The 745-nt window shown below is 64.2% G+C and carries 1 protein-coding gene; it reads right to left on the bottom strand.

All coding sequences use genetic code 11. The features are described from left to right. Positions 1-658: ABC transporter permease (locus ACYVDE_RS25045; RefSeq protein WP_460504225.1), on the bottom strand; the 658-nt coding region annotated here is incomplete at its 3' end. Positions 659-745: the final 87 nt, after the last annotated feature.

Genomic DNA, 745 nt, shown 5'->3' with positions numbered 1-745 from the left:
CGGCGCTATCGGGCAGCACCCGGCGCACAAACACGGCCGGCGCGGGCGCGGCCAAATCGCCGCCCGGCCGGTACGAGCCCGTGATGCCCACCACGCGCCCCTCACTGAACTCCTTGGGGTTAGAAGAATGGCTGGAGCGCACCACCTGCCCCAGCGCCGGCCCGCTGCCAAACAGCGCCTGCCGCAGCTCGCGGTTGATGATGATGGGCGGCAGCTTGCCGGCATCGTCGCTTTTGTCAAACCAGCGGCCCTCCAGCAGCTCCAGGCGCAGCAGCGGCGCAAAATGGTCATCGGCCTGCACCTCGGCCCCGCTCACCAACGGCTTGTTTTCGACGCGAATGTTGCTGCTCATGATGTAGCCCGAAAACGGCGTACTAAAGGCGACCAAGCTCACATCGTCCACGCCCGGCGTGGCGCGCAACTGGGCCAGCAGGTGGCGCAGGGTGGGGTTCTGGGGCGTTTGGTCGTTGTTGGTGGTGAGGCGCATCTCCCACACGTTGTCGTAGGCAAAGCCCGGCGGCTGGCGCAGCGCCAGGGCCACCACCGCCACCAGGCTGCCCAGCCCGAATAACACGACGAACGATAGAAACAGCTCGGCCATGAGCAGCGCATTGGCCCGCTTGCGGTTCCAGATGAGGGTGAGAAGGTGACGGAACATAGCAGTAGCGCGGACTTTTAGTCCGCGAGTGAATGAGTAGCCAGCAAAATATTTTTCGATTGGGTCGCGGACTAAAAGTCCGCGCTA

The sequence above is a fragment of the Hymenobacter agri genome (assembly GCF_054778495.1).
The sequence above is the reverse complement of the archived record's forward strand: the minus strand, read 5'-3'. Positions and strand labels throughout refer to the sequence as shown.